This window comes from Nocardia acidivorans NBRC 108247 (assembly GCF_001625085.1).
In the GTDB taxonomy this organism is placed as follows: Bacteria; Actinomycetota; Actinomycetes; order Mycobacteriales; family Mycobacteriaceae; genus Nocardia; species Nocardia acidivorans.
Genome location: NZ_BDAW01000007.1, coordinates 71521 through 92877 on the forward strand (window position 1 = coordinate 71521; position 21357 = coordinate 92877).

The 21357-nt window shown below is 67.1% G+C and carries 21 protein-coding genes; 17 read left to right on the forward strand and 4 right to left on the reverse strand.

The window, feature by feature from the left end; translation table 11 throughout:
• Positions 1-203 precede the first annotated feature (203 nt).
• Positions 204-425 (forward strand): TetR-like C-terminal domain-containing protein, encoded by a 222-nt coding sequence (locus NA10_RS02695; protein ID WP_067562842.1) that lies wholly within the window; start codon positions 204-206, stop codon positions 423-425.
• A gap of 13 nt (positions 426-438) precedes the next feature.
• Here the strand turns inward: NA10_RS02695 and NA10_RS02700 are convergent, their stop codons facing one another.
• Together NA10_RS02700 and NA10_RS02705 are read right to left on the reverse strand one after the other, a co-directional pair.
• A complete protein-coding gene (locus NA10_RS02700) occupies positions 439-801 on the reverse strand; it encodes a DUF4873 domain-containing protein (protein ID WP_245676984.1) in 363 nt (120 codons plus the stop codon).
• Positions 798-1715, reverse strand: coding sequence for an AurF N-oxygenase family protein (locus NA10_RS02705; RefSeq protein ID WP_169812516.1), 918 nt, complete (start codon positions 1713-1715; stop codon positions 798-800). The genes NA10_RS02700 and NA10_RS02705 overlap by 4 nt, the downstream gene beginning before the upstream one ends.
• 97 nt (positions 1716-1812) lie before the next feature.
• On the opposite strand from NA10_RS02705, the gene NA10_RS02710 reads away from it, so the two are divergent.
• Genes NA10_RS02710 through NA10_RS02720 form a run of 3 tightly spaced genes read left to right on the forward strand, consistent with a single transcriptional unit; the run spans position 1813 to position 4774 of the window.
• A complete protein-coding gene (locus tag NA10_RS02710; protein ID WP_067562920.1) occupies positions 1813-2523 on the forward strand; it encodes a TetR/AcrR family transcriptional regulator in 711 nt (236 codons plus the stop codon).
• Positions 2524-2577: 54 nt separating this feature from the next.
• Positions 2578-3192: a TetR/AcrR family transcriptional regulator gene (locus tag NA10_RS02715; protein ID WP_245676986.1), complete on the forward strand. Its 615-nt coding sequence runs from the start codon at positions 2578-2580 to the stop codon at positions 3190-3192.
• Positions 3193-3217: 25 nt separating this feature from the next.
• The gene (locus NA10_RS02720; protein WP_067562846.1) at positions 3218-4774 is read left to right on the forward strand and encodes an FAD-dependent monooxygenase; all 1557 of its coding nucleotides are present in this window, start codon (positions 3218-3220) and stop codon (positions 4772-4774) included.
• Between the two features lie 9 nt (positions 4775-4783).
• On the opposite strand, the gene NA10_RS02725 is transcribed toward NA10_RS02720, so the two are convergent.
• Positions 4784-5956 carry a DUF418 domain-containing protein gene (locus tag NA10_RS02725; protein ID WP_067562850.1) on the reverse strand — a complete coding sequence of 391 codons (1173 nt, stop codon included), beginning with the start codon at positions 5954-5956 and terminating at the stop codon, positions 4784-4786.
• 255 nt (positions 5957-6211) lie between these two features.
• Between NA10_RS02725 and dop the strand changes: the two genes are divergently transcribed.
• From dop to NA10_RS02790, 13 genes are all read left to right on the forward strand, one after another.
• Positions 6212-7711, forward strand: coding sequence for a depupylase/deamidase Dop (gene dop / locus NA10_RS02730; RefSeq protein WP_067562852.1), 1500 nt, complete (start codon positions 6212-6214; stop codon positions 7709-7711).
• 157 nt (positions 7712-7868) lie between these two features.
• Entirely contained in the window at positions 7869-8063 is a 195-nt protein-coding gene (locus NA10_RS02735; RefSeq protein WP_067536347.1) for a ubiquitin-like protein Pup, read from the forward strand.
• 26 nt (positions 8064-8089) lie between these two features.
• The gene (gene prcB, locus NA10_RS02740) at positions 8090-8911 is read left to right on the forward strand and encodes a proteasome subunit beta (protein ID WP_067562854.1); all 822 of its coding nucleotides are present in this window, start codon (positions 8090-8092) and stop codon (positions 8909-8911) included.
• Positions 8908-9684 (forward strand): proteasome subunit alpha, encoded by a 777-nt coding sequence (gene prcA / locus NA10_RS02745; RefSeq protein WP_067562856.1) that lies wholly within the window; start codon positions 8908-8910, stop codon positions 9682-9684. Before prcB ends, prcA begins: the two co-directional genes overlap by 4 nt.
• 340 nt (positions 9685-10024) lie before the next feature.
• Positions 10025-11383, forward strand: a complete 1359-nt coding sequence (gene pafA / locus NA10_RS02750; RefSeq protein ID WP_218021430.1) for a Pup--protein ligase — start codon at positions 10025-10027, stop codon at positions 11381-11383.
• Between the two features lie 123 nt (positions 11384-11506).
• On the forward strand, positions 11507-12499 hold the full coding sequence (locus NA10_RS02755; protein WP_174562467.1) for a helix-turn-helix transcriptional regulator: 993 nt from the start codon (positions 11507-11509) through the stop codon (positions 12497-12499).
• The gene (locus tag NA10_RS02760; protein ID WP_281180138.1) at positions 12496-13599 is read left to right on the forward strand and encodes a helix-turn-helix transcriptional regulator; all 1104 of its coding nucleotides are present in this window, start codon (positions 12496-12498) and stop codon (positions 13597-13599) included. Before NA10_RS02755 ends, NA10_RS02760 begins: the two co-directional genes overlap by 4 nt.
• A gap of 29 nt (positions 13600-13628) precedes the next feature.
• Positions 13629-14639 carry a 2-dehydropantoate 2-reductase gene (locus NA10_RS02765; RefSeq protein ID WP_067562859.1) on the forward strand — a complete coding sequence of 337 codons (1011 nt, stop codon included), beginning with the start codon at positions 13629-13631 and terminating at the stop codon, positions 14637-14639.
• A 66-nt stretch (positions 14640-14705) separates the two neighbouring features.
• Complete coding sequence (gene tatA / locus NA10_RS02770; protein ID WP_067562862.1) at positions 14706-14975, forward strand: Sec-independent protein translocase subunit TatA; 270 nt, start codon at positions 14706-14708, stop codon at positions 14973-14975.
• Between the two features lie 94 nt (positions 14976-15069).
• On the forward strand, positions 15070-16044 hold the full coding sequence (gene tatC, locus NA10_RS02775; protein WP_067562864.1) for a twin-arginine translocase subunit TatC: 975 nt from the start codon (positions 15070-15072) through the stop codon (positions 16042-16044).
• A 2-nt stretch (positions 16045-16046) separates the two neighbouring features.
• On the forward strand, positions 16047-18743 hold the full coding sequence (locus NA10_RS02780; protein WP_067562867.1) for a DEAD/DEAH box helicase: 2697 nt from the start codon (positions 16047-16049) through the stop codon (positions 18741-18743).
• A 114-nt stretch (positions 18744-18857) separates the two neighbouring features.
• A complete protein-coding gene (locus tag NA10_RS02785) occupies positions 18858-19547 on the forward strand; it encodes a DUF4333 domain-containing protein (protein ID WP_067562870.1) in 690 nt (229 codons plus the stop codon).
• Between the two features lie 149 nt (positions 19548-19696).
• Positions 19697-20095, forward strand: coding sequence for a hypothetical protein (locus NA10_RS02790; protein ID WP_067562872.1), 399 nt, complete (start codon positions 19697-19699; stop codon positions 20093-20095).
• A gap of 16 nt (positions 20096-20111) precedes the next feature.
• Here the strand turns inward: NA10_RS02790 and NA10_RS02795 are convergent, their stop codons facing one another.
• A complete protein-coding gene (locus NA10_RS02795; protein WP_067562874.1) occupies positions 20112-21080 on the reverse strand; it encodes a 5'-3' exonuclease in 969 nt (322 codons plus the stop codon).
• Positions 21081-21357 lie beyond the last annotated feature (277 nt).

Consider the following 21357-nt stretch of genomic DNA (forward strand, 5'->3'; position numbering starts at 1 on the left):
TGTATCGAACCCCCAGCGCGGCTTGACAAATATAGAAGCATCCCCGGTTCGGTTGACTACGGTGGTGCGCCATTCGCCGGATTTGCGGCTGCGCGCGGCGAGCAGGCGCGATCCGGCGACGCTGATGCCGAGTGTGGGCGGGGTGTTGAAGACGCGGTTCATGATCGGGTCCAGGCCGCGGGGGCTGATGTAGCGGCGAGGAGATGTCCGCCGAGCTGACCGCGCAGTCCACCGAGACCACCGCGCGGATCGCGCCCGGACTGCCGCCGGAGTACATCGCGCGCCCCGTCGTGGCGTGGACCCAGCTCTTCGGTGCGGTCACCTTCGAACTGACCGGGCAATTGGTCGGCATCATGGATCCGGCCGGACCGTTCTTCGAGTATGCCGTGGAGAGGATGGCGGATCTCGTCGGTCTGCCCGGCTGACGCGCCGCGCGGTTCAGTGCGTGCCGGGGTGAATCTCGGCCCGCTCCAATGGGAATGGCGGCGTGCCGATGCCGACTATCCGTAGATTGCCCCACGGGTCACGCTCCTGGAGCACCCCGCGCGCCGGGGTGCCGCCGGGCAGGGTGAGGAAGACCTGACCGCGTCCGGGATCGGGCAATTCGATGCCCTCCGGCGCGGAAACCCTTCCGTACCAGTGGAAATTGCCGTCTATCGGATCCACGTGACCGTTCAGGCTGACCGTCACCGCGAGTTCGGCGCCCGGCGCGTCGAGTAGCGCCGGGCCCGAATACTCCGGTGCGGGTACGGGATCCGGGTAGTCCAGATCCTCGGTCACCGCCCGCCGTGAACGCTTCACAGCAGCCCCCTGCGCTGCCAGATGCGCTTGCCGATCGGCCCGATCAAACCCTGTTTTTCCAGGAACGCACCGAGATTCGCGGCCCCGATACCGAGCGCGCGCCGGGCGTGCGGATTGGCGCGCGCCATGCGGCGGGCCGCCCGGCCGTCCTCGACCCCGGCACGGGCGTACATATGCCAGTTCGTCATCAGGTGCACGAACAGCGGTGCGGCGATCGCCACGCAGAGCCTGGTGTACGCCCGCTCGGCGGCCGACATCTCGGGCACCCTGCGCGCCAAGGCATCTCGCGCGAATCCGATATGCCGGGCCTCCTCGGTCACATGGATCCGCATCGCTCGCGCCACCACCGGCTGCAACTGCGGATCGTCCAGGGTCTGGCGCTGGATGGCGTCGAAGATCTCCTCGCCCACCAGCGCGCCGACCCACACCATCGACCCCTGTAGGAACAGTTGCAGCGCGCTGATGGTCAGTCGCTCATAGCGATTGGGCCAGTACGGGCGTGCCTCGACCTTGTCGATGAGTTTGCCGAACATCATCATGTGCCGGCATTCATCGCCCATCTCGGTGAGGGTGTAGTGCGAGTGCCGGGTGGTCGGATCACCGTTCATCAACTCGCGCAACAGGAGTCGGTTCAGCAGGTTCTCGAACCAGATGCCGACCGAGAGCACATTGGCCAGCTCCTGGCGGGAGAGCTCACGGCGCTGCGCGTGATCCATGGCCTCCCACAGCGGCGTGCCGTAGAGGGAGACGACCTCGGCGGGGAGGAAGAGTTTGTCCGGGTCCAGGGGTGCGTCCCAGTCGATGTCGACGACCGGGTCGTAGAACTTCTTCACATGCCCGGTGAGCAAACGCTGGGCGAAGGAGTCCCGGGGGAGCACGGTGTTCTTGGCGGCGGCGATGGCGTCATTGCTCACGGCAGCATCCTGACTCGAATTACTGGTACACGCTGTTACACTCAGATTAGTGGTACATGGTGTATCGGTCAATAAGCGGGTGGGTATCGTGAAGCGGGTGACCGGAACCAGCGCACATTCGACCTCGACGGCCTCCGACGGCCGCAGCACCCGCTGGAATGGCCATAAGGCCCGCCGCCGCGCCGATATGCTCGACGCCGCGCTGGCCGTCATCGAGGCCAATGGCACCGAGATCTCCGTACAGCAGATCGCCGATCGACTGAAGGTGCCGCGCCCGGTGGTCTACCGGCACTTCGACGGTCGCGCCGATCTGGATGAGCAAATCCGCCGCCACATTCTGGATTCGCTACTGGCCGAACTGCTTCCGCGGCTGCGACCGGACGGCACCGTGCGCGATGCGGTGCGCGGCGCGGTCGGCACCTACGTGGGATGGGTTGAGCGGCACCCGAATCTGCATCGCTTCCTGGCCGCGGGGGATCCGCACGGGGCGAGCGGGAGCGCGCTGGCCGGGGCGCGCGATCGTATCGGCGCACAGCTGGCGGATCTGTTCGCCGATGTCCTCGGCGGCTTCGGCCTGGACCCGAATCGCGCCCGCCCCACCGCCTTCGGCATGGTGGGCTTCGTCGACGGCGTGGTCAACAGCTGGCGCGCGGACGGCGTGCTCACCTCCGAGCAGGTCGAGGGCATTCTCACCGAATCGGTGCTGGCGCTGCTGGAGGGCAATGCGCGCAGCCTGGAGGTGCCGATGACCCGCGATACCGTCGTCGCCGAGCTGGTGGCGCGCTCGGTGGCCGCGCATACCGCATAATTTTGCCGCAGGGGAAATGTTGCCGTCGCGGCAACAATCTGTATCCTGGGTGTCGTGAGCGATGGACTGCGTGAGCGCAAGAAGCGGGAAACCCGGCTCGCCCTGAGTCTGGCCGCCATCCGGCTGGGGGTCGAGCGCGGCTGGGACAACGTGACGGTGGACGATATCGCCGCCGCCGCCAATGTCTCGGTGCGCACCTTCCGCAATTACTTCTCCAGCAAGGCCGAGGCGGTCGCGTCCCGGCATCTGGAGCGCATGGAACAGGTCGCCGAAGAATTCGCCGCCCGACCGGACGACGAAACCCTCTGGGAGGCGATGACCGCGGCGGTACTGGACCGGTTCGCCCTCGGCGAGACCGTCACCGCAGCGACCACCACCGACCGGCACTGGGTCGACGGCATTCGCATCATGCTCGGCACACCGGCGGTGCAGGTCGCGATTCTCGAGGCCAATGCGACCGCGCAACAGACGCTTTCGGCCGCGGTGGCCGTGCGGACCGGCACCGACGTCGCGCGGGACCTGTACCCGAATCTCGTGGCCGCGGCGGTGTCGGCCGCCATCAGCACCGCCATCGATCACAGTCAGCGCGCCGATCCGCCGCAGCCGCTCATGGGACTGCTGCGCGAAGCGCTCGATCGGCTGGCCGCGGGCCTGCCGGTACCCAACTGAACAACGCTGTTTCTCAGGAGAAGTCATGACGCACGATGTGATCATCGCGGGAGCGGGCCCCGTCGGCCTGATGCTGGCCGGTGAACTCGGCCTGGCTGGTATCCGGCCGCTGGTGCTCGAACGCCTCGCCGAACCGAGCACCGAACACAAGGCCAACGGGCTGGTCGGCCAGGTGGTGCCGATGATGGATCGGCGCGGGCTGTACGAGCGCCTCGGCGGTCCGCCCGGGCCGCCGCAACCCAACGCCAACTACTTCATGTTCGCCGCTCTCCCTTTGGATTTGAGCCTGCTCGAACGCAGTCCCGTCTACAACCTGGCGGTGCCGCAGCCGCGCATTGTGGAGGTGTTGCGGGATCGGGCACTCGAACTCGGGGCCGAAATCCTCTGGGGCACTGAGATAACCGATATCGCACAGGACGATGACGGTGTCACCGTGCGGATTTCGGACACGGAAGGGGCTCGTCAGGTGCGCGCCCGCTACCTGGTCGGCGCGGACGGTGGTCACAGTCTGATTCGCAAGCGCGCCGGAATCGATTTCCCGGGAGTCAGTTACGACCGCACCACCGGACGCACCGTGCACGCCGCGATACCCGAGGAGTGGGTGGATCCGGCGACCGGCAGTCTGCGGGTTCCCGGTATCGGCGAGATCCGGCCGTTCCTGCCGATCCGCACCGAGCGCGGCGGATTCGCGTACGCGCCGTTTCCGGGCCGGAGTCCGCTGCTCAATACGACCGAGTGGGATCGGCCCGCGCCCGAAGGGCCGTTGACGCTGGAAGAGATGCGGGCCAGTATCGCGTACGTGCTCGGCGCGGAGATTCCGCTCGGTCCGCCGACCGGTCCGGGCGAACCCGCGCTGCGCCGTCAGCTCGGCGGAAACACCAGGGTGGCGGCGCAATTCCGCGATCGGCGAATCTTCCTCGCCGGTGACGCGGCGCACGTCCTGGTCTTCGGCGGCGGTCCCGGGCTCAATCTGGGTCTTCAGGACGCGATGAACCTGGGCTGGAAGCTCGCCGCCGATCTCGCGGGCCACGCGCCCGCGGGTCTCCTGGACACCTACGACGTCGAACGCCGTATCGCGGCCCGCCGCGCGGTGGTGCAATCTCAGACCCAGGCCGCGCTGCTCGCCCCGGGTGCGGATGTCACCGCCATGCGCGAGGTCTTCGCCGAACTCCTCACCGACCGATCCACCGTGCAGCGGCTCGCCGATCTGATCTCGGGCGCGGATATCCGCTACGACATGGGCGAAACCGATCCGCACCCGCTCGTGGGGTGGCCCGCACCCGACTTCGATCTCCGTATCGAGTCCGGTCCGGTCCGACTGGCCGAATTGACCAGAGCGGCAAAGCCTTTGCTCCTCGATTTCACCGCCGAGGGATCCCTGGCCGCGGCGGTGAGCCGGTGGAGTGACCGGGTGGAGATCATCGCGGTACCGCTGGATCAGCCGCCCGCGACCGCGCTGCTGCTGCGCCCGGACTCCTACGTCGCGTGGGCCTGCGACTCGGGGCAGCCGAATGCCGCCGAAGTCGAGGCATTGCGCGCGGCTCTCGAGCGCTGGTTCGGCCCGGTGCGGGTGGCGGTGTAACGACCCCGTCTACGCGGTCTGACCTGCACGACCGCCGCGCTCGGCGAGGGCGCGGTAGCTCGCGTTCCACAGCCACTCGACCGGGCCGCGGTCGAAGCGGCGCAGCCAGGCGTGGGCGAAGATCAGGATGCAGGCCGAGACGATCAGGTAGACGGCGAGGGTGAAGGGGACTCGGGAATCGGGGGAGAACAGTTGCGATAGCCCCAAACCCCAGCCGTAGCAGAGGAATCCGGCGATCAGGTTCTGCAGGATGTAGCAACTCAATGCCATCCGGCCGACCTCGGCGAAGCAGCGGCCGATGAAACCCGGTGCGGGACGGCGGGTGTAGACGTGCGCCACCAAGCCGAGGATGCCGAGGGCGACGAATGGGGCCAGACCGTAGCGGGTGAGCAGGATCAGGTCGCCGCCGAGCATGCCGATGACCAGGTCCAGCGGTGCGGCGATGGCGAAGCCGATGATCATGAGCCGCTTGCGGATTCGCGCGCCCGCGGGTGCGAAGACTCCCGCGCGGAACAGGTGCGCGCCGAGTAGGAACAGGGCGATCGACATCGGGAAGATGAAGAGCGGCTCCAGGCGGAACAGCAGGGCGTGATCGATTCGGAAGACCACCAGATCCCAGAAGGAGCCGTCCGCATAGGGATTCGGGTCCGGCGGCTCCGGGGTGCTCGAATCGCCTTGTGCGGCAGCGAGAGTGATGCCCACGACGATCACCGTCAGCATGGCGGTGTGGATCGCGGCGGTGAGGTACAGCCAGCGGCGCCGGCACCGTTCGCCGGTGGCGAGAACGAATGCCACCACCAGTCCGGTCACCGCGTAGCCCATGAGCACGTCGAATTCGGCGACGAACAGGAAGTTGACGAGGCCGTCCAGGAACAGCAGCCCGCCTCGTACGGGGTATCGGCCCGGCCATGCGCGCCCGCCGCGCGTGGCCGAGCCCTGCTGAATCGCCAGGCCGATACCGAACATGATGGTGAGCAGGCCCAGGAATTTGCCCTGCGCGAGCTGTTGCAGGAAGCGCTCCGTCCAGAGCCATATCCCGGTCGGCTCGTCCAGTCGTGCGAGGTAACCGACCAGTCCGAATGAATTGGTGAAGATCCAGACGTTGGTGCCCAGCGTGCCCAGAATCGCGATGCCGCGCAGCACATCCAGCGCGGGCAATCGTGTCGACCCGGTCCGCGTCACGACCTTCCTGGATCCGGTTGGAACGGGATGTCGCTCTGCCGTAACACGATTCGGCTCGATCCCGGCCCTCGTGAGGGGTGTCGACTGCGCGGGTGTGACGGGTTCGACCATATCGGTCATTCTGCGATCCGAGCAGGTCAGCGCGGATCGCCCGGGAGGACGACCCGGGGTCGTCCTCGCGAATGATCCTCCCGGAGAATCGGCCCGGACCCCGCTCGCGCCCGATCCGCCGTCGCGTCGCCTAGGCTCGACCGTATGCAGCGCATCATCGGAATCGAGGTCGAGTACGGCATTTCGACGCCTTCGGAGCCGTCGGCCAACCCGATTCTCACGTCGACCCAGGCGGTTCTCGCCTATGCCGCAGCCGAAGGCGTGCCGCGCGCCAAACGCACCCGCTGGGATTACGAGGTGGAATCACCGCTGCGCGATGCGCGCGGTTTCGACCTCGGCAGGCTGAACGGTCCCGCCCCCGTCATCGACGCCGACGAGGTCGGCGCGGCGAATATGATCCTCACCAATGGCGCGCGGCTCTACGTCGACCATGCGCACCCGGAGTACTCCGCCCCCGAGGTCACCGACCCGCTCGACGCGGTCATCTGGGACAAGGCCGGTGAGCGCGTCATGGAGGCCGCCGCCCGATTCGCCTCCAGCGTGCCCGGAGCGCCGCGGATGCAGCTGTACAAGAACAACACCGACGGCAAGGGCGCCTCCTACGGCACCCACGAGAACTACCTGATGAGCCGCGATACGCCGTTCAACCAGATCATCGTGGGTTTGACGCCGTTCTTCGTCTCCCGTCAGGTGATCTGCGGCTCCGGCCGCGTGGGCATCGGCCAGAACGGCGATACGCCCGGTTTCCAGCTGTCCCAGCGCGCGGATTACATCGAGGTCGAGGTCGGCCTGGAGACCACGCTCAAGCGCGGCATCATCAACACCCGTGACGAACCGCACGCCGACGCGGACAAGTACCGCCGTCTGCACGTCATCATCGGCGATGCCAACCTCTCCGAATGGGCCACCTACCTCAAGGTCGGCACCACCGCGCTGGTGCTGGACATGATCGAGGCGGGGGAGGATCTCTCGGATCTGCAACTGGCCCGCCCGGTCACCGCCGTGCACACCATCAGCCACGACCCGACGCTGCGCGCCGCCGTGGCCCTCGCCGACGGCCGCGAGCTCACCGGCCTTGCGCTGCAACGCATCTACCTCGACCGGGTGGAGAAGTTCGTCTACCGCCAGGGCATCGACGACGCGCGCATCCAGGATCTGCTCACCAAATGGGCGCATGTGCTCGACCTGCTCGAGCGCGATCCCATGGAGACCGCGGACCTGCTCGACTGGACCGCCAAACTCCGCCTGCTGGAAGGCATGCGGACCCGCGAGGGCCTGAACTGGGCGGCCCCGAAGTTGCACCTGGTCGACCTCCAGTACTCGGACGTCCGCCTCGACAAGGGCCTGTACAACCGCCTGGTAGCCCGCGGCTCCATGCAGCGCCTGGTCACCGAACAGCAGATCCTCGACGCAATGACCAACCCGCCCACCGACACTCGCGCCTACTTCCGCGGCGAATGCCTGCGCCGCTTCGGCGCCGATATCGCCGCGGCAAGCTGGGACTCGGTCATCTTCGACCTCGGCGGCGACTCCCTGGTCCGCATCCCCACCCTCGAACCCCGCCGCGGCACCAAAGCCCACGTGGGCAAGTTGCTGGACGGTGTCGGCAGCGCCGCGGAACTGGTCCAGCAACTCACGCACTGAGTCGCTTTCGATGCGCGGGGGACAGGCTTCCGGAAGATCGCGAAGCGACGTCAATGCGGTTAATCCGGCGCGTTGTCCTCGACGCTGGGTAGTGTTGAGCTACGGGCATCGGATTTTCTCCGGTGCTCGCCGATGATCACAGAGGAGGTCGGCTGCTATGGCACAAGAGCAGACCAAGCGCGCCGGTGGTGGCGACGAGGACGAGGGGCCCGTCGGGGACGGTGCTGCGGGGCAGGAGCGCCGGGAGAAACTGGCTGAGGAGACCGACGACCTGCTCGATGAGATCGACGATGTTCTCGAGGAGAATGCCGAGGACTTCGTGCGTGCGTACGTTCAGAAGGGCGGCCAGTGACCCAAGGCGACCCACTGCGTCTCCAGATGGGGAACGCCCTCTCGTCCTTCTCCGAATACCTGCGGTTGCACGCTCCGGAACTGTTGCCCGGCAACAATTTCCGGAGCGACGGTTACCCCCACGGGGGCGCACCGGCCGATATCGCACCGCACGGCACCACCATCGTCGCGGTCAGTTACCGCGGCGGTGTGCTGATCGCGGGTGACCGCCGGGCCACCCAGGGCAACCTGCTGGCCAGCCGTGACATCGAGAAGGTGTACATCACCGACACCTTCTCCGCGGCCGGTATCGCGGGCACCGCGGGTATGGCCATCGAGATGATCCGGCTGTTCGCGGTGGAACTGGAGTACTACGAGAAGATCGAGGGCGTCCCCCTCACCTTCGACGGTAAGGCCAACAAACTCTCGAAGATGGTGCGCGACAACCTCCCCGCGGCCCTGCAGGGCCTCGCGGTGGTGCCGCTGCTGGTGGGTTTCGACCCGGACCAGCAGGACCCGGACAAGTCCGGCCGCATCATCTCCTACGACGTGGTCGGCGGCCGCAGCGAGGAGCGATTCGGTTACACCGCGGTCGGTTCCGGTTCGCTGTTCGCCAAATCGTCGCTGAAGAAGACCTACCACCGCGGCATCGATCAGGACAAGGCGCTCAGCATCGCCGTGGAGTCCCTGTTCGACGCCGCGGACGACGACACCGCCACCGGCGGCCCCGATCAATTGCGGGGCATCTATCCGACGGCGATCGTCATCGATTCCGAAGGCGCCGTTGAGGTGTCGGAGGGTCGACTGGCCGAGATCACTCGCGAGATCGTGGCCGAGCGCGTGGACGAAGAGGGGAGTGCCCGAGCATGACACTGCCGTATTACGCGTCCGCCGAACAGATCATGCGCGATAAGACCGAACTCGCGCGCAAGGGCATCGCACGCGGGCGAAGCGTCATCGTGCTGGTGTACGACAAAGGTGTGGTGTTCGTGGCCGAGAACCCCTCGGCCACACTGCACAAGGTGAGTGAGTTGTACGACCGCGTCGGCTTCGCCGCGGTCGGCAAGTACAACGAGTTCGAAAGCCTGCGCCGCGGTGGCATTCTGCAGGCCGATCTGCGTGGTTACCAGTTCGACCGGCGCGATGTCACCGGTCGATTCCTGGCCAACCTTTACGCGCAGAGCCTGGGCACCATCTTCACCGATCAACTCAAACCGTTCGAGGTGGAGATCTGTGTGGCCGAGGTCGGCTACCCGGACGCCGATCCGAGTTCGGTGCTGTACCGCATCAACTTCGACGGCTCCATCGTCGACGAGCGCGAGTTCGTGGTGATGGGCGGCAATACCGAGCCCATCGTCACCGCGCTCAAGGCCTCCTATCAGCCCGGTCTGGATCTGCACGCCGCGGTCACCGTGGCCATGGCGGCGCTGGCCAAATCCGCGCCCGAGGGTGCGGACAAGGACAAGAAGGCCGCGGGTTCCTCCTCGCTGGAGGTCGCCACGCTCGAACAGTCCCGGCCGCGACGGGCCTTCCGCCGCATCACCGGAGCCGCACTACAGGAACTGATCACCGGCAAGGCGCAGAGCGCCGCGGCGGCGGCCGAGGCCGACAAACCCTCGTCCGGAGATCCGTCCCAAGCCTAGTGTTCGCACAATTCCCGACCGATTCATTCCGTACGGTCGGGAATTTGCGCTGTTTCCGGCAATTTCGAATCGGGCCACGGACTTTCGAGTTCGTGGCCCGAAATCGTTTGTCGCGCATCCGCATTCAACCGCAAATCCCCAGGTTGGCGGCCCGTCTCGCTTCTGGACTGATGGAGCGGGGGAGCGGAGGAGGGAAGAAGCGGGACTTCCAGGGCCGCGAACTGCCGAGCGGAGCGAGGCAGTGCAACACGGCATCCCGTGCTAAATCGTTGTGAATACGTTTGCATCGGGTCTGCCACACCGCCCTTATCGGGCACTACAGCGCTGTAATGTCGATAGGGTGCAGCGACGAATCATGGGGATCGAAACCGAATTCGGGGTGACGTGCACCTTTCACGGTCACCGTCGGTTGAGTCCTGACGAGGTGGCCCGGTATCTCTTCCGCCGGGTGGTTTCCTGGGGCCGTAGTTCCAACGTGTTCCTCCGTAATGGCGCCCGGCTCTACCTCGATGTCGGTTCCCATCCGGAGTACGCGACGGCCGAGTGCGACAGCCTGGTGCAGCTGGTCACTCATGACCGCGCCGGTGAACGGGTCCTGGAGGATCTGCTCATCGACGCCGAACAGCGTCTCGCCGAGGAGGGCATCGGCGGCGACATCTACCTGTTCAAGAACAACACCGATTCCGCGGGCAACTCCTACGGCTGCCATGAGAACTTCCTCGTGGTGCGCGCCGGTGAGTTCTCCCGCATCTCGGATGTGCTGCTGCCGTTCCTGGTGACCCGTCAGTTGATCTGCGGCGCGGGCAAAGTGCTGCAGACCCCGAAGGCCGCGACCTTCTGTCTGTCCCAGCGCGCCGAGCACATCTGGGAGGGCGTCTCCTCGGCGACCACGCGGTCCCGGCCCATCATCAATACCCGTGATGAGCCGCACGCCGATGCCGAGAAGTACCGCCGCCTGCACGTGATCGTCGGCGACTCGAATATGGCCGAGCCGTCCACCATGCTCAAGGTGGGCACCGCCTCGCTGGTGCTGGAGATGATCGAGGCGGGCGTGGCCTTCAGGGACTTCGCCCTGGACAACCCGATTCGGGCGATCCGCGAGGTTTCTCACGATCTCACCGGTAAGCGTCCGGTGCGATTGGCGGGCGGCCGTCAGGCCAGCGCCCTGGAAATCCAGCGCGAGTACTACGCCCGTGCCGTGGAGCATCTGCGCAATAGGGATCGCGATCCGCAGGTCGACGCGGTGGTGGATCTGTGGGGCCGCACCCTCGACGCGGTCGAGGCGCAGGATTTCGCCAAGGTCGATACCGAGATCGACTGGGTCATCAAGCGAAAGCTGTTCCAGCGCTACCAGGATCGCTACAGCATGGAACTGTCCGATCCCAAGATCGCTCAGCTGGATCTGGCCTACCACGACATCAAGCGCGGTCGCGGGGTCTTCGATCTGCTACAGCGCAAGGGTTTGGCCAAGCGCATCACCGAGGACGAGGCGGTCGACGCCGCGGTCACCACCCCGCCGCAGACCACCCGCGCCAAGCTGCGTGGTGATTTCATCACCGCCGCGCAGGAGGCCGGTCGTGATTTCACGGTCGACTGGGTGCACCTGAAGTTGAACGATCAGGCCCAGCGCACGGTGCTCTGCAAAGACCCGTTCCGCTCGGTCGATGAACGCGTGGATCGACTGATCGCCTCGATGTAGACCCGCGGTAAAGGGACGGGCCGTAGACCTTCGTGGTCCGCGGCCCGTTTCGTTTGCGGTCCGCACGACCCGCATGGCCGGGTCGTTCCACGTGACGTCGGCGGGCACACTACTCTCTAACGGGTGGCGATATCCAAGGTCGAGCGGTTGATGAATCTGGTTATCGCGCTGCTGTCCACCCGCCAATTCCTGACCGCCGAGCGGATTCGGGATTCGGTGGCGGGTTACGAGGAGTCGGCGAGCGACGAGGCCTTCAGCCGAATGTTCGAGCGCGACAAGAACGAGCTGCGCGATCTGGGCATTCCGCTCGAAATCGGGCCCATCAGCCGGTACTCCGGCGCCGAGGGCTACCGCATCAATCGGGATGCCTACGAGCTACCCGATATCGATCTGACCAGCGCGGAATCGGCTGCCGTCGCGGTGGCCGTGCAGCTGTGGGAATCACCCGAACTGGCCGCCGCGGCCGAGGGCGGACTGCTCAAACTGCGGGCGGCCGGCATTCACCTGGAGCCCGATGCCGGTGTCGCCTCGGTGCCCGCGGTCCCGGCGCGCACGCGCGGTTCGGAACCGGTGCTGGGCAAACTGCTGGCCGCCATCGACGCGGGCCGCGCGGTGAAGTTCCTGCACCGGCAATCACACGGCGAACCGATCGAACGCGATGTGCAGCCCTGGGGTGTGGTCACCCATCACGGCCGCTGGTACCTCGCGGGCTACGACAACGCCCGCAACGCCCCCCGCGTCTTCCGCATCTCCCGGATCGGCGAGGCCATCACCGAGTACGGCCCGGCCAATACCGTGCACAAGCCCGAGGCGGTGGACCTGCGCGCCCTGGTCGCCGAGGTCACCGGGCAGGCCCCGATCACCGGTTCGGCCACGGTCTGGGTGGCAGACGGCCGCGGTCAGGAGATCCGCCGGCTCGGCGCGACCATGGAGGAGCGCGAGCTCGGTGGTCGCAAGGGCTCGATTGTGGAGGTGCCCATTCGTTCTCGCGACTGGCTGGCCCGGCTCATCACCGGTCTCGGCGCGGATGCTCTGGTGCTGGCGCCGGAAGAGCTGCGCGAGAACGTGATCGCCCGGCTCAAGTCGGTGCTGGAACGGACGGAGGTCTCCGCATGAGCGACGAATCGGGCAATACGCGCAAGGTTGCATCGAATGCCAATGACGGGGCGCGCATCTCCACCGGGGCCCGCGACCGCCGCGCCAATGCCGCTGCCAGCAGCCGACTTTCGGTCCGCCTGTCCCGCCTGCTGAATATGGTCCCGTACTTCCAGGCCAACCCGGGCATCAGCGCCGCCGAGGCCGCGAGCGAACTCGGCGTCACCACCAAACAGCTGATGAGCGACCTGAACCAGCTGTGGATGTGCGGACTTCCGGGCTACGGTCCCGGCGATCTGATCGATCTGTCGTTCTCCGAGGAGAGCATCGAGGTCACCTTCTCCGCCGGTATCGATCGCCCGCTGCGCCTGACCTCGCTGGAGGCGACCGCCCTGCTGGTGGCGCTGCGCTCGATCGCGGACCTGCCCGGCATGGTCGACCCCAGCGCCGCGCATTCGGCCATCGCCAAAATCGAATCCGCCATCTCCGGCCGGGAATTCGAGGCGCTGCCCGCCCCCGCCGAGGCGCCGTCGGTGGCCACTGTCCGCTCCGCGCTCGCCGCCGGGCATGCCCTGCGCATGGTCTACTACTCCGCCAGCCGCGATGTGGTCTCCGAACGAACAGTGGACCCGATTCGTATTGTCTTGGTGGACAACAACAGCTATCTGCAAGCCTGGTGCCGGGAAGCCGAGGGCGTGCGCCTGTTCCGCCTCGACCGCATCGAGGAGGCCACCGAACTCGACCAACCGGCCCGCCCGCCCGCCGATGCCACCCTCGACGAGACCTCGGCGCTGGACCTGTTCGTAGACGATCCCGCCGTGCCGCTGGCCCGCCTCCTGATTCACGCCGACTACTCGTGGGTCCTGGACCAGTACCCGATGCATCGGGTCGCGGTGCATCCGGACGGCGGTGTCGAGGCCACCATGCGCTTCGCCACCCTGGACTGGATGGCCCGCCTGCTGCTCGGCTTCGGCGCGGGTGTCACCGTGCTCGGTCCGCCCGAACTGGTGACCGCCGTGCGCGAACGCTCCGGCACCGCGCTGGTGGCGTATTCGGCCCTGGCCCAGGACGATTCGACCGACCTGCAACTGACCGGCTTCGAGGAGGTCGGTCCCGCTTGACCGCCCCGAGAACGACCGCCCCGCGGGTGATGGTGCTGGGCGCGGGCAGTATCGGCATCTATGTCGGCGGCACACTCGCCGCCGCGGGCGCGGATGTCACCTTCATCGGCCGTCCCCGGCTGCTCGATGAGATCGCGACCCACGGCATCCGGCTCACGAATCTCGAGGGCGCGGACGAACGGGTCGACCCGGCGCTGTTCCGCACCGCCACCGATCCGGCCGAGGCCGCCGACGCCGACCTGGTGCTCATCACGGTCAAGTCCGCCGATACCGAGCAGGCCGCCCGCGAACTGTCCGGCCTGATCAAGCCCGGCACCGTGGTGATCAGCCTGCAGAACGGCATCGGCAATGACGCCGTCATCCGCGATGTGCTGCCCGGCTGCGTGGTGCTGGCGGGCATGGTCATGTTCAATGTCGTGCACCGCGAGAGCGGCCGCTTCCATCGCGGCACCGCGGGTGGGGTGGCCGTCGCCGACGATGCGGTGCTGAACCGTTTCGCCTCGGTGCTGCACGCCTCGGGCCTCGGGGTGAAGCGTCATCCCGACCTGCTGCCCGTGCAGTGGGCCAAACTCCTGCTGAATCTGAACAATCCCATCAACGCGCTGTCCGGTCGTCCGCTGCGGGAGGAACTGGGCACCCGGGATTACCGCCGCTGTCTGGCCCTGACCCAGCGGGAGGCGCTCGCGGCCATGTCCCGCGCGCGAATCCGCCCCGCCCGGCTCACCTCGCTGCCGCCCGAGGCCATGGCGCGCCTGCTGACGGTCCCCGACGGGGTCTTCCGCCGGGTCGCCGGCCGCGTGCTCGCCATCGACCCGATGGCGCGCTCATCCATGGCCGATGACCTGGCGGCGGGTCGCAAAACCGAAATCGCTTGGCTCTGTGGTGAAATCGTGAGCCTCGGAGCCATGGTCGGATTGCCCACACCGGTCAACGCGCGCCTTATCGAATTGGTCACGGCCGCGGAGAACGGGGACCGTCGCACCTGGTCCGGGCCGGAGTTGCTGGCCGAACTGACCGCGGTGGCGCATTCGGAGTCTTGACGAAAAACCCGGGCATATGCATGTCCGGTAGCATCTGAAACACCACAGTCTTTGGAGGTTGGAATTATGGGCAGCATCAGCCCGTGGCACTTGCTGATCGTCGCACTGGTCTTCCTGCTGTTCTTCGGTTCGAAGCGGATGCCAGACGCGGCCCGCAGCCTGGGCCGCTCCATGCGGATCTTCAAGAGCGAAGTCAGCCAGATGCAGAACGAGGCCACCAAGCCGGCCGAGACCGCCCCCGAGGCGGCCGCCCCGCAGCAGCTTCCGCCCGCGCAGCCGGTGGTGCAGCAGCCCGCCGCCGCGCAGCCGGTGAACGTCGAGAAGCCCCAGGTCTGACCGCATCTGACGCCGGGGTTGAGTAGACGCTCACCCCCGGTCAAGCGTTGTCCAGGTCCGGGGCGTTCACTCGCAGCGAGGCAGTCACACACACATGCGCATTCCGTTCGATCCGCGCCGCAGCAAGCGCAGGACCAATCCCGAGGGCACCATGTCCCTCGTCGAGCATCTGGCCGAACTCCGCTACCGGCTGCTCGTGGCGCTGGCGGCCATCTCGGTCACCACGCTGCTCGGGTTCTTCTGGTACTCGCATTCGTTCCTCGGCATCGAGAGCCTCGGCGATATCCTGACCGGACCGTACTGTGAACTGCCAGCCTCCTCGCGCGCGAATCTGAGCCCGGACGGCGCGTGCCGATTGCTGGCGACCGCGCCGTTCGAACAGTTCATGTTGCGCCTGCAGGTGGGTGCGACCGCGGGTGTGGTCATGGCCAGCCCGATCTGGCTGTACCAGCTGTGGGCGTTCGTCACCCCCGGCCTGTACGCCAAGGAGCGCAAGTACGCGGTCTCCTTCGTCACCGCGGGTGCGAGCCTGTTCGTGGCGGGCGCGGTGCTCGCGTACTGGATCGTCGCGCACGCGTTGAGCTTTCTGCTCACCATCGGCAACAACACCCAGATCACTGCGCTGAGCGGTTCGCTGTACTTCGGGTTCATCATCAAACTGCTGATAATCTTCGGCGTCAGCTTCGAAACACCGCTGCTGATCGTGGGTTTGAACTTCCTGGGTGTGCTCACCTATGAGCGGCTCACCAAATGGCGGCGAGGGTTGATCTTCGGCCTGTTCGTCTTCGCGGCCATCGTGACTCCGCAGGACCCGTTCTCGATGCTGGCGCTGGCGCTGGCGTTGACGGTGCTGTTCGAGATCGCCGTGCAGATCGCGCGCATCAACGATCGGCGCAAGGCCCGCAATGCCGAGAACTGGGACAACCTCTCCGATGACGAGGCCTCACCGCTGTCCGACAGTGGCGAGGGCATCGGTCACGCGAGCCCGGTCGAGGCGCCCGAACCGGTTCCCGCGGCCACGCCGGAGAAAACAACGCGAAGCGTGTCGGATTACTCCGATACCCTCTGACGGTGACATCAAGGTCGCTTACTGGCGAACTGGCGGCATTCGCCGAAGAGCTGAAATTCGAGCTGGATCCGTTCCAGCGCAAGTCGTGTGAGGCGTTGCAGGGCGGGCACAGTGTGCTCGTCTGCGCGCCCACCGGTGCGGGCAAGACGGTGGTCGGCGAGTTCGCGGTCCACCTGGCCCTGGCCTCGGGCGGCAAATGCTTCTACACGACGCCCATCAAGGCGCTGTCGAATCAGAAGTTCGCCGACCTCACCGCGCGCTACGGCCGGGAATCGGTGGGTCTGCTCACCGGGGACCAGTCCATCAATCCGCACGCCCCCGTCGTGGTCATGACCACCGAGGTGCTGCGCAATATGCTGTATGCGAGTTCCGATGCGCTGCAAGGACTCTCGTATGTGGTGATGGACGAGGTGCACTACCTGGCCGACCGGTTCCGCGGCGCGGTGTGGGAAGAGGTCATTCTGCACCTGTCGCCCGAGGTGCGCCTGGCCTGCCTGTCCGCCACGGTCAGCAATGCCGAGGAGTTCGGCGCGTGGATGGAGACGGTGCGCGGCGATACCGCGGTCATCGTGGACGAGACTCGGCCGGTGCCGCTGTGGCAGCACGTCATGGTCGGGCGGCGTATGTTCGACCTCTTCGACACCAGGTCCAGTGATCAGAAGGTGCTGGTCGACGAGGATCTGGTGCGCTTCATCAAACAGCGCGAAGCCGCCGACCGGATGGACAATTTCGGTATGCCCGGCGGGCGCGGGCGGGGTGGGCCGCGCCGGTTCTTCCGGCCGGTGCCCAGGCCCGAGGTGATCGCCAAACTCGATGACGAGGGTCTGCTCCCGGCCATCACCTTCATTTTCAGCCGCGCGGGATGCGATGGGGCGCTTGCCCAATGCGTGCGCTCGCGGCTTGATCTGGCCCGCGAGGAGGATCGCGCCGAGGTCGACGCGATCATCGAGAAGCACACCGGTGATCTGCCGCGCGGTGATCTCGAGGTGCTCGGCTACTGGGAGTGGCGCGAGGGGTTGCATCGCGGCTTCGCGGCGCATCACGCGGGGATGCTGCCCGCCTTCCGGCACACCGTCGAGGAACTGTTCGTGCGCGGGCTGGTCCGGGCCGTATTCGCCACCGAGACACTGGCTCTGGGCATCAATATGCCCGCGCGCACGGTGGTGCTCGAGCGGCTGGTGAAGTTCAACGGTGAGACGCACGCGGAGTTGACGCCGGGGGAGTACACCCAGCTCACCGGGCGCGCGGGGCGGCGCGGTATCGATGTTGAGGGCCACGCGGTGGTCATGTGGCATCCGGATGTGGATACCAGCGCGGTGGCCGGATTGGCCTCCACCCGAACCTATCCGCTCAAGAGTTCGTTCCGGCCCGGATACAACATGTCCATCAATCTGGTGGATCGGATGGGCGCGGAGAATTCGCGGACCCTGCTGGAGCGGTCCTTCGCGCAGTTCCAGGCGGACCGGTCGGTCGTGGGTCTGGTGCGCGGTATCGACAAGAGCGAATCGCAGATGCGCAAACTGCGCTCCCAACTCGGCGATGACGATTTCCTCAAGTACATCCAACTGCGCGAACGTATTCGGGCCCGCGAGCGCCAGATCGAGAATCAGGGTCGCACCGATCGGCGCTCGGCCGCGGTCTCGGCGCTGGCCGCGCTGCGCCGCGGTGATGTGGTGGCGATTCCCGGCGGACGTCGCCAGGGGCTCGCGGTCATCCTCGAGCCCGATGCCACCCCGGGCGATCCGCGCCCGCTGGTGCTCACCGAGGACAAGTGGGCGGGCCGTATCTCCGCGGCCGATTTCCCCACCCCCGCGCAATCCCTGGGCCACCTGCGCCTGCCCCGGCACGTGGACCATCGCACCGCGCGGGTGCGCCGCGATCTGGCCTCGGCGCTGCGCAGCACCGGCATCGTGGTCCCCGGTCGCGGCCGCACCGGCAAGAAGTCCCGGGCCGCGGACGATCACGAATTGCAGTCGCTGCGGCGCGCGCTGCGGAACCATCCGGCGCATGCCCGCCCGGATCGGGAACAGTTGGCGCGCATAGGCGAACGCTACAACCGCATCGCCCGCGAAGCCGAGTCCATGCGCCAGCAGGTGGCGGCCACGACCAATTCGCTGGCCCGCACCTTCGATCGGATTGTGGCCCTGCTCGCCGAGCGCGGATACGTGCGGGACGGCGAGGTCACCGCCGACGGCCGCCGCCTGGCCCGCATCTACGCCGAAGCCGATCTGGTGGTCGCCGAAAGCTTGCGGCAGGGTTTGTGGCGTGGCCTCGGACCGGCCGAATTGGCCGCGGTGGTGTCCATCCTGGTGTTCGAATCACGCCAGGAGGGTGGCTATCTCGGCGCTTCGGGGCCGACCGCGCCGATTCGCCGGGCCGTCGACGCCACCATCGCGGTGTGGTCGCAGCTGCGCGCGGACGAGGCCAGGCATCGGCTCTCGCCCACGCGCGAACCCGATCTCGGTTTCGTTACCGGTATGCACTCGTGGGCGCGCGGCGATGATCTCGCCGACGCCCTGCTCGCCAGTGGGGATCGCGGAAATCCGCTGTCGGCGGGCGATTTCGTGCGCTGGTGCCGTCAGGTCATCGACATGCTGGACCAGATCCACAACACCGCCGACGATGTGGAGGTCGCGGCCACGGCGGCCAAGGCGGTCAAGGCTATTCGGCGGGGTGTCGTCGCGGTGGACGCCGCGTAGCGAATCGGTCTGTGCTTTGATTCTTGAAGACGTACCGACCGCGGTGGGCTCACGAGCGTGTTCCCGCTCGGGGGGCTAGCGTGTGTACATCGGATTGCGAGTGGAGGCAAGCAAATGAGCGGCCCGTACGGACCGAACGACGCCCCAGGAACTGGGGAGGGACGCAACGATCCGACGCAGCAGTGGGGCGGCGGTCAGCCGCAGCCCGGTAGTGCCGGACCGAACTGGGGTGGTCAGCAGCCGGCGCAGCCGACCACGAATTGGGGCGACCAGCAGCAGCCGTGGGCGCAGAGTCAGCCGCAGCAGCCGCAGCCCGGTCAGCAGTGGGGGCAGAGTCAGCCGCAGTGGCCGCAGCAGGGTCAGCCCGCCACCGGCGGACATGAGTGGGGTCAGCAGCCGCAGCCGGGTCAGCCGCAGTGGCCGCAGCAGGGTCAGCCCGGCTGGGATCAGCAGCAGCCGGGCCAGCAGTGGCCGCAGCCGCAGCCCGCGAAAAAGAAGAAGACCGGTCTGATCATCGGCATTGTGGCAGCCGTCGTGGTCGTACTCGGTGCGATCGTCGCCGGTGTCGTGGTGCTGACCGCCAAGGACCAGTTGGACAACAAAGCCGTGGCCACCGGTGTGCAGAAGGTGCTCAAGGATTCCTACGGCATCGAGGATGTCCAGGATGTGAGCTGCCCGTCCGGCCAGAAGGTCGAGGTGGACAAGACTTTCGACTGCACCCTCAAGGTGGGCGGTGAGGCCAAGAAGGTCACCATCAAGGTCACCAAGGATGACGGCACCTACGAGGTGGGTCGTCCCAGCTGATCGGCGGGAAAGTCGAACTTCTGAAACATCGTGCGGCCCGGGGCGATCAATGATCGTCCCGGGTTTCGTCGTCCCGGGCAATGGTGCCGCGAGTTTGCCGGAGTACAGTGGCCCGAAGATCGTGAAGTAGATAGGAGTTGGGGGTGCCGATGAATACGACTGTGCGAAAAGCCGGTTGGAGCGTCACCGCCGTCGCCGCGTTGGCCGCGGCCTTCGCCCCCGCGGTCGTGGTGCACGCCGCGGGACCCGATCCGGTCGTCTACGACTGCACCCGAAGCGCCGACCAGGCCGTGCAACGGCCGTCGAATATCCTGCTGGCCTGCGGGGATGGCGGACTCTGGGTCAAGGACATCACCTGGTCCAGCTGGGGCCCCGATACCGCCGAGGGCGACGGCACCCAATCGCGCCGGGTCTGCGTGCCCGACTGCGCCAGCGGTGGGGTGCGCACCGCGCCCACGCACATCACGCTGCGCAATCTCGACGGCAATCGATTCCGCCAGGCCCAGATCTCCGACCTGAACGGTCAGCCGGAGACCTGGCCGCTCTGATCACCGCGACAGCGGTTCAGCGCTTGGCCATGGCGGTGATGAGCCGCTTGACCGGGGATTCGGCGTTGTAGGCCACGGCCAGTTCCGCGAGCCGGTCCGAATCCTCGGGTTCGCGAGGCAGGGTGTCGGGCCGCGAGAATTCGACGGTCGCATCCTGAACGACCCGTACGACGGGACCGGCGACCTTCAAATAGTCTTCCGCCGCAACGAGTTTCGCGCGCACGCCCTTGGCGAGGTCCGAGGCCGGGTCGGTGGCCGCGGCGCGCAGGGCGTCCAGGGAGCCGAATTTGGTGATGAGCTGGGCCGCGGATTTATCGCCGATGCCCGCCACACCCGGCAGACCGTCCGAGGCGTCGCCGCGCAGCGCCGCCATATCGGCGTAGGCCGGGCCCGCGTTCTCCAACGGCACACCGTATTTCGCGGAGACCTCGGCGGGGCCCCACAACTCGGCCTTGGCCAGGCCGCGCCCGACGTAGAACACCCGCACCGGGGGAGCGGGGGTGTCGCGCACCAGTTGCAGCAGGTCGCGGTCGCCACTGACCACGATCACCTCGCTATCGCGTTCGACGGTGGCGAGAGTGCCGATCACATCGTCGGCCTCGAGTCCCTCGGCCCCGGCGGTGGCGATGCCGGCGGCCTCCAGCACCTCCAGGATCATGTCCACCTGCGGGGTGAGGGTATCCGGAACCTCTTCCGCCACAGCGGCTATCGCGTCGGCGGGCTGCTCCTGCGCGACCCGGTGCGCCTTGTACGACGGAATCAGATCGACCCGGAACTTGGGCCGCCAATCCAGATCCAGACATACCACCAGCCGACTCGGGGCGTGCTGTTTGGTGAGCGCCGCGACCATATCGGTGAACCCTCGCACCGCGTTGACCGGCCGCCCGTCCGGCGCGGTGATCTTCTCGGGAATCGCGTAGAAGGCGCGGAACCAGAGGCTGGCGCCGTCGAGCAACAGCAGGGGACCGGTGGCGGGTTCGCTCATGCGCCAGACGCTACCGCGCGCGGGTGACACGGTGCGGTGACATCCCACGGCGCGCCCGGACCATGCGACTGTCCAACCGCCGTGTTCCCACCGCGCGGCGCTCGGGTGCACGAATCAGTCGGCCAATCGCGGTCGCGGCGTTCGGGTGCCCGAATCGAATGGGGGTGCGGTCCACCACCCGTAAACAGTCGTCACGCGTGCTCGCCGTGGTGGCTTGCGGGGCACGGTGCGATCACCCGGGAAACCAGGCCCGGGTTCGGGTGGACCACCCCCTGCG

What these genes read in the sequence shown, in the direction of transcription:
- NA10_RS02760 (WP_281180138.1), top strand. Translation starts at nt 12,496, where the DNA reads ATGAGCGACGAATCGGGCAATACGCGCAAGGTTGCATCGAATGCCAAT.
- NA10_RS02695 (WP_067562842.1), top strand. Translation starts at nt 204, where the DNA reads ATGTCCGCCGAGCTGACCGCGCAGTCCACCGAGACCACCGCGCGGATC.
- NA10_RS02735 (WP_067536347.1), top strand. Translation starts at nt 7,869, where the DNA reads ATGGCACAAGAGCAGACCAAGCGCGCCGGTGGTGGCGACGAGGACGAG.
- tatC (WP_067562864.1), top strand. Translation starts at nt 15,070, where the DNA reads ATGCGCATTCCGTTCGATCCGCGCCGCAGCAAGCGCAGGACCAATCCC.
- NA10_RS02790 (WP_067562872.1), top strand. Translation starts at nt 19,697, where the DNA reads ATGAATACGACTGTGCGAAAAGCCGGTTGGAGCGTCACCGCCGTCGCC.
- NA10_RS02785 (WP_067562870.1), top strand. Translation starts at nt 18,858, where the DNA reads ATGAGCGGCCCGTACGGACCGAACGACGCCCCAGGAACTGGGGAGGGA.
- NA10_RS02720 (WP_067562846.1), top strand. Translation starts at nt 3,218, where the DNA reads ATGACGCACGATGTGATCATCGCGGGAGCGGGCCCCGTCGGCCTGATG.
- NA10_RS02795 (WP_067562874.1), bottom strand. Translation starts at nt 21,080, where the DNA reads ATGAGCGAACCCGCCACCGGTCCCCTGCTGTTGCTCGACGGCGCCAGC.
- prcB (WP_067562854.1), top strand. Translation starts at nt 8,090, where the DNA reads ATGGGGAACGCCCTCTCGTCCTTCTCCGAATACCTGCGGTTGCACGCT.
- NA10_RS02765 (WP_067562859.1), top strand. Translation starts at nt 13,629, where the DNA reads ATGGTGCTGGGCGCGGGCAGTATCGGCATCTATGTCGGCGGCACACTC.
- dop (WP_067562852.1), top strand. Translation starts at nt 6,212, where the DNA reads ATGCAGCGCATCATCGGAATCGAGGTCGAGTACGGCATTTCGACGCCT.
- prcA (WP_067562856.1), top strand. Translation starts at nt 8,908, where the DNA reads ATGACACTGCCGTATTACGCGTCCGCCGAACAGATCATGCGCGATAAG.
- tatA (WP_067562862.1), top strand. Translation starts at nt 14,706, where the DNA reads ATGGGCAGCATCAGCCCGTGGCACTTGCTGATCGTCGCACTGGTCTTC.